The sequence below is a fragment of the Steroidobacter gossypii genome (assembly GCF_016801985.1).
In the GTDB taxonomy this organism is placed as follows: Bacteria; Pseudomonadota; Gammaproteobacteria; order Steroidobacterales; family Steroidobacteraceae; genus Steroidobacter; species Steroidobacter gossypii.
In genome coordinates this window covers 1-7,074 of sequence record NZ_JAEVLS010000013.1, presented here as the reverse complement: position 1 = coordinate 7,074, position 7,074 = coordinate 1, and the positions used below count along the sequence as shown (strand labels likewise).

Sequence of the window (7,074 nt, the reverse complement as noted above, 5' to 3'; positions counted from 1 at the left end):
CATCTGTCGGGCGCCTGGTGCGCTTGCCCTCACCGCGAGTTGCCGCCGGCTCAGTCGGCGTTAACGTCGGCGTAGCGATCTTCACCGGCAGCAGCGGCGGTGGCTTGCCATGTCGCTGTTCGCTCAGCAGTCCGCTTCGGTGCAGGCGCAACCAGCCAAACAGCAGGTTCGCGTTCACGCCGTGCTTGCGGGCCACGGCAGCCACTGAGCTGCCGGGCTGGAGTGCCTCCAGCACCATGGCCTGCTTCTCTTGAAGGGTGCGCATCCGGCGCCGCGCACGCTCGCCGGTCGTCTCTTCGTCACGCTTGGCTGTAATGTCCATCTGAACCTCAAGCGGACACGTACACTCTTGCCGCTTCAAGCGACATGATGCGTGACCACTTGCGTCAGGCTAGAGGGTGATGGGCGGACGCTTACAAAGCGGTCCCAACAGCCACGACGATCTATCGTCATCGCACCAGGTCTCAATTCCCCTCTTTGTCGGAGATCTGGCTGATGACATGCCGACTGCGGTTCAGGAGGGGTCAAAGGAGGGCATCAGCCACTCACTCTTTGTACAACGAGAAGAACATTGAGAAGTGAGCCGAGTGCTCTCTGACAAGCGAAGGAGGAGAGCCAGCGAATGATGCAAACCAGGCGGCATTTCGTAGCCCAGGCAATCGCGGGAACCCTGGGTGCTTCGTCAGCGACACAGGTCCTCGCAAAGTACGCACTGCAGAGTCCGAAAGCGAGGAAAGGCGCTGACGCGTATAGGCATATCAAAGTTCTGCGTCGAGACGACAAGATCGTAAGACATAAGATCAATGGGGACATCTTCCCGTTGACCTGGACACGCGACGACCGGCAGTTCAGTGTCTTCTCGGACGGCTTCGGGTGGTCGGCCGCACCCACAAGATTCTACAACTCTCGTGCCCTTTGGATCGAAGGCGATCCAATCCGCGCTGCCATTTACGAGACTGACGCCTATCCCGATCCACCACCGCAGAGCGCTTGCAATCCACCGTACTACGGCTTCGGAGCCTTAGCAGTCGACGACCGTATCTATCAGCTGATGTGCTGCTTGGGGAAAGCTTCCGAAACGCGATCGGGCCGCCCGTGGAACGGCGTGAAGCTCATCTACTCTTCTGACCAGGGTCGCACCTGGTGCAATCAGAATGGCTCGACGCCGGTCGTCTGGGAGTCATACGCGGAGCAATCTCTCGAGAACATGCTCTTCCTAGACGAACCGCAGGAGTCCTTCGGCCTCATCAGCCTGTTGCAGATGGGCAGAAATTACGAGGCGAACCGCGACGGATACGTGTACGGCTACGCCACCAACGGCAACACCGACGGCACCATGAATCAGCTCGTGATGTTCCGAGTGCGGAAGCGGAGCATGCTCGATCGCACCGCGTACGAGTTTTTCGGCGGCATGCTCTCCTCAGGCGAGCCTACCTGGGAACGAGACATCCAAAATCGGAAGATCGTGCAGTCCTTCCCCCGCGGCTGGGTCAATGATCAGCGCCAGATTCCGAACCTCGTCCAGACCTGGGTGCCAAGTGTCGTGTACAACGCCGCGCACGGTACTTACCTGATGGTGGCGTCAGGAATTGGCGTCGGCCAGGACGGTGAATGGGACAGGCCAAGTTATCTCGGGTTCTGGATCGCACCGAACCCCTGGGGTCCCTGGACGCAGATCCACGAAGACAAGGCGTGGGCACCCGGCAACGATACAGCCGCACGCTGCTACTCGCCTCAGATCGCACCGAAGTGGATGGCGCCGGATGGTTCGTCCTTCTGGCTAGTCTGGTCGGACTTTCAAGGAGCGACGGAGTATGTCGCTGAGTTGAAGCGCCGCAATAAGGAAATCGAAGCCATGATCCCATCGGAGCAGCTGCGAATACGTGCGCAGATGTTCCGCAGCCATGCACCGTACTACTCGTTCAATGTTCAACGTGTCGATTTCACCATCAGCTGATCGGGACGCGAGAATCCCTTGGAGCTGTTGACCTGCCTGACGAGCATCCCGATGATGTTTCAACTCGTTGGCACTGCGGATCTGCGGCGCCCTAGCTCCGGAGGCCCGCAGTCTCGACTAACGTACAAGTACGCGCGGGGCACGATGCCGTGGCTCGTCGTATTCGCCATTGCCTTCCCAGTACAAAGCAAAACGATGGCGGGCGCCGTAGAAGACGAAGGACAAGCCGCTTACCTTGCGAACTGTGCCTCCTGCCATGGTGAGACGTTGTCAGGTGGGTTTGGCCCGCCGTTGAGTACAGAGGCTTTCCGTAAGAAATGGGCAGGCAGCCCGAAGAGTTTCCTACAAATGTACATCGCATCGAGGATGCCGCCTGCCGCTCCGAAGAGTCTTGACGCCGCCACATATGCGGCAGTCACTGATTTCGTGGACATGCGCAGTGGACTAGTCAACGCTCGCACATCAGGCGTTGAGTCCAAAGACGTCCCATCGGCGCCGGAGCAGGGGGCAGCAATCTCGCCTGTCACCGCCAATTGTGATGAAACGTGCCGAGCGACGCTTAACAGACTTGCCTCACTTATCAAGGCGACTAGACCTGTCAGCGAAGCGAGACTCCGAGAGCCTAACCGGAATGATTGGCTGGGCTGGAGCGGCGGGCGATCGTCACAAAACTACAGCGCGCTCACTCAAATCAACAGGAGCAACGTCCGGAGCCTAAGTCTGGCCTGGAGTTTGGCGTTATCTCCTGGGACGAATGCAATCGCGCCGTTAGTGAACGATGGCGTTATGTTTGTGAACCATAGTGGAACGGTCCAGGCGTTGGATGCTCGAAATGGAGATGTGATCTGGTCATACACCCGCGCAGCCACAAACAAGCGCATGCCAATCAGTCAACCACGCGGCTTTGCCTTGCATGAAGGCGCTGTATATGTTCCCACGTTGGACAACCATGTCTTGGCACTCGACGCGAAAACGGGCACGTTGCTATGGGATCGCACGATAGCCCCATCAGAATCCGGATTGGTGATCACGGCTGCGCCGCTTGTTGCACGTGGCAAGGTATTTCAAGGTATGTCAGGCTGCTTTGGTAAGCAGTACCCCGGGGGATGTTTCATCGTTGCTCTGGATACAAAGACCGGGCGGGAGGTGTGGCGCTTCAATACCATCGCGAGGCCGGGTTTGCCGGGTGGTGATAGCTGGAATGGCGCACCCGTCGAAGAACGTTTTGGCGCGTCAGTGTGGAGCGCCGGCAGCTATGATCCGCAGCTCAATCTTGTTTATTTCGGTACTGCGCAAACCTATTACGTCAAAGACCTGCTCAAAGTCAATCCGAGCGGTAAGCGTTCAGCGAATGCTCTCTATACGAATACAACCTTAGCATTGGATCCCGACACCGGGCGTCTGGTTTGGCATTATCAACATCTTCCCGGTGATGTCTGGAACCTCGATTGGGCGTTCGAAAGAACGATCGTCGAAATGCATGCTCCTGATGGTGTCCGCAAGGCGATCTTGACGGCCGGCAAGCTTGGGATCGTCGAGGCGCTAGATGCGAGCACGGGGAAGTATCTCTGGTCTTTCGACTTGGGATTGCAGAATCTGATTAAGACCATTGATCCAGATGGCAGAAAGCATATCAATCCGGATGCGCTTCTGGTACCAGGTCAGCCGAAATTGATCTGCCCCAGCCCGTATGGGGCACGCGCTTGGCCAACCTTGGCCTATGACCCACAAACGGAACATCTATATTTGCCTCTCGCGGAATCGTGCATACACATGTCTTATGACGCGGCCACGGGAGAGCTCGCTTACCCACTGAACGCGTTAGTTCCGCCGCCGGACCACGATGGGAAGTTTGGCCAAGTCGTTGCACTTGATGTGCGAAACCAAACAGTCACTTGGCGTTCGCGACGCCGCATGCTCCCCGCCAGCGCAGCGCTGGCGACTGCAGGCGGACTGTTGTTCGAGGGGTCGCGTGATCACCGATTTCGCGCCTTGGATAGTGCAACTGGCGCGACACTGTGGGAAGTGAAGCTCAACGAGACACCAAGCTCGTTTCCCCTGAGCTTCATGGTGGAAGGAAGGCAATACATCGCCGTCGTGACAGGTGGCGGCAATCCATGGGATGTCAATATGCGCTCGTTTACCCCAGAATTACCGGCCGCGCAGGTCGGAACGACACTCTGGGTATTTCACCTGGCGGAGAACAGAATGTGATCGATGTGAGACGGATACTAGGATCGAAGCCAGCGGACGTTGCCGAAGCGGGTGATCTCGTGTAGGAGCAGCTACGTGGCCGTAGCCAATCAGTGCAGGCTAAGAAGCCTTGGACGGCGGTTCTCCAGACTCTACCTAGCGCAAGGCATGAATTGATCTGCTCATTGATGAACCGATGAACCGTGTGCTTCCATCGTCTTAACGTTTAGTTGAGTCAAGGGACGAGATGAGTAGGCCACTATCAACCTACGTGGGCGATACTAGGAGCTATCGGGGGAACCCGATCCTGAAGCCGAAATCCGAATCGCGCGCCGACCCATCCACTATCGCGCGGCCTTCTCGATAGTAGTCTCCCGCGGTAGCCCACCAACCGACCGAGGCATTCGCTGACGTCAGGCGAATAGTGTACAACTCGCCCTTTCTTAGGGCGTCAAGTTGTATAGCAAAGCGGTTCCATCGACCGTCCCTCAGCTGTGATACACGGCGAGTGAGGCTCGCAATCACCCGGCCGTGCACGTCGACGATTTCCAAGACTACTTCGTCGTCGCGCTTCATCGCAAATGCGTTGACGCTCTTCTTTCCGAACGTCGTCAAAAACAAACTTACCCAGTTCATGGAATCATCTTGCGCAACAAATGTCTGTTCGAAAACGCGACCACTTCGCAACTCTCCATAGTGCATCGTCTCTACCCAGAACACCCATCGGTTCCCGACCACAGATTCATCGTTCATTTCGTCCTTGAGCACTGCAACCGAGGCTGGCAGAGCAAAGATGAGCAGGCCAAGATAGAAGTATCGTCGCACGTATCCGTAATGAACGATAGGTGAGGGGGCATCGTTCGGAACGTCGACCACCATGTGTTTGAACTTGAGTACGAGCTGGAGGATCAAGTAGCCCGTGAATCCCGATAGAAATACGCTGGCACTGTGGGTACCGAACCAGTCGAATAGCTCTCCCAACAGAAATGAATAATCAAGGCCAATCCCGAGCCACTCCGTCTTGATAATGGCGGTATCCACATTGAGTGAGAACATTATGGATACGTATGCGATGAACATGAACATGCCGAAAAGATCAAGCTTTGAATACATTCCAAACCGATGGCTCAGCATAGATGTCAAAGCAATGGGAGGTGCAGCCAGAATCAGCCACTGTGGACTCCAGAAGAAAAGGAGGAAAGGTATGATGGAAGCGGCGAGCCAGAGGTAGGCAGCCTTTCGAAGCTGGGCGTCCTGGCTCACGTCTGTGAAGTAGGCGATTCCGCACAGGACAGTAAAAGCAGCAAACAGCAGGTAAACTCCCAATCCCCCTACGTATACCAAAGCACTGTAAACCAGCTCCACCGCGTAGAAACCGTGCACAAGTTCCTGATACGACGCGGATCGGTGGTAGACCAGTTCAATCAATGCAACTGGAGCTATGACTATAAGACAACTCAGCGCAACACGAGAAACGCGTTTCTCGAACGCAAGAAGACAGGGGAGAAAAATAAATGCAGGGAAGTACTTGAACGTTAGAGAGAGGCCGAAGAAAAGTGCGGCCAAGTACACTCGCCTTCTAAGTAACATCAGCATGCCAAGCATGCTCAACAGAATGTAGAATACATCAACCTGCGAGAATATGAATTGCGAGAAAACAGCCAACGGCATCGTCAGCCACGCCGCGGTCGCATACTTTGCCAGCGCGACGTCTTGCCAATACACAAGCGCAATTCGATAGAACACAAGGCCCGATGCAGCATACGAAAGCGAAGTCAAAGCTTTGATCCAATATGTCTCGAACGTTGGCAGCGTTTGTACCTGAGACAGGAAGGATGAAAAGGTTTGAAATGTCTCGGCATTCGTCGAGAACCCAAGCATCTTGAGGGGGTACAACCATAGGGCCACAACTGCGTACGTTGTGGGAAGGTAAGCACAAACCCTAGGGAATCCAGTCGAGCTCGCGGCTACTTTGGCGTTCTCATAGAACTCGAGAATTCCACCGGAATAGTAGCTCACAGAACAAAAGCCTATCATCGGTAAATCGGGATGGAGAAATAGGAAGAAACAAGCCACCAGAGTGGCAGCGAACAAGAACCAATCGGCTCTTCCCAATCGTGTTTCCGGAAATAGATGCCTCACCCAATGTGTCGGCGCGACTGAGTTATGATTCTGGTCAACTCGCCTCAGCATATACGCGACTCCTGAACCGAAGTGATCCGCACGTTTGGCCGTGGCAAATAGGATATAGAGATGCCACATCATCTACGCCGATGAATCTCCTTGCGACAGGAGACCGCGCTGCCGGACAATGGGGCGTGGTCGGATCGGCGTCAACGAGTTCCTTCAACCCTGCTCAGTGCCTTATCGACCGAGCGGATGCCCACCGGACTGGGGCAGCCCCACCATGACGCCAATCACGGACGAATGGAAGCACAGAGAAGCGGCGTTCTTTGATCCGGTGTGACTTGTCATCGCATGGGCGGCTAAGATGGGAGTCGGCTTGCGGCTGAAACAATCCCGACATTGCGTTCTCCGCTGCCGTCACAGGTTGGTTGATGAGTTGCTTTACACGTCACCCTGAATCAGAGTTCCAGCGAGCCGTAGCTCCGCACGACGTTTGAGCTGCCGCGGTTGGGGGTCAGAGGTTGGAGAACTGTCTATGGCTGAGGAGAAGGGCATGAGAGGATCCAGTTCGCACCCGACTTCTCCTGCGTTGAGATTCCGGCCGACCTCCATGTGCCAGCGCAAGCTTCCCTGTCAGTCGGCACCGAACAACTAGAAGCTCCGCTGGTTTTGAAGCGGTCAAGGATTTCTTGGACACACGGTTGCAGGTAATTCGTTTCTCTCAGGCGGCCAGTTTGGTGCTGGCGGCCAAGTACTCCCGTCGGACCTGCGCCGGTGACCTGTGCTGATGCCGTTCG

General features: G+C 55.8%; 4 protein-coding genes. 2 read left to right on the top strand and 2 right to left on the bottom strand.

Annotation, left to right across the window (positions count from 1 at the left end):
* Positions 1–322 (bottom strand): transposase (locus JM946_RS29735; RefSeq protein ID WP_203171096.1); only part of this gene is annotated, 322 nt, incomplete at its 3' end.
* A 300-nt stretch (positions 323–622) separates the two neighbouring features.
* Here JM946_RS29735 and JM946_RS29730 point away from each other — a divergent pair.
* The gene (locus JM946_RS29730; RefSeq protein ID WP_203171095.1) at positions 623–1,957 is read left to right on the top strand and encodes a DUF4185 domain-containing protein; all 1,335 of its coding nucleotides are present in this window, start codon (positions 623–625) and stop codon (positions 1,955–1,957) included.
* Positions 1,958–2,008: 51 nt separating this feature from the next.
* Positions 2,009–4,171 (top strand): outer membrane protein assembly factor BamB family protein, encoded by a 2,163-nt coding sequence (locus tag JM946_RS29725; protein WP_322110999.1) that lies wholly within the window; start codon positions 2,009–2,011, stop codon positions 4,169–4,171.
* Between the two features lie 267 nt (positions 4,172–4,438).
* On the opposite strand, the gene JM946_RS29720 is transcribed toward JM946_RS29725, so the two are convergent.
* Complete coding sequence (locus tag JM946_RS29720; RefSeq protein ID WP_218043210.1) at positions 4,439–6,058, bottom strand: glycosyltransferase 87 family protein; 1,620 nt, start codon at positions 6,056–6,058, stop codon at positions 4,439–4,441.
* Between the last annotated feature and the right edge of the window lie 1,016 nt (positions 6,059–7,074).

Excerpts from the sequence above, each read along its gene's own strand:
- JM946_RS29730 (WP_203171095.1), top strand. The coding sequence starts at position 623 with ATGATGCAAACCAGGCGGCATTTCGTAGCCCAGGCAATCGCGGGAACC.
- JM946_RS29725 (WP_322110999.1), top strand. The coding sequence starts at position 2,009 with ATGATGTTTCAACTCGTTGGCACTGCGGATCTGCGGCGCCCTAGCTCC.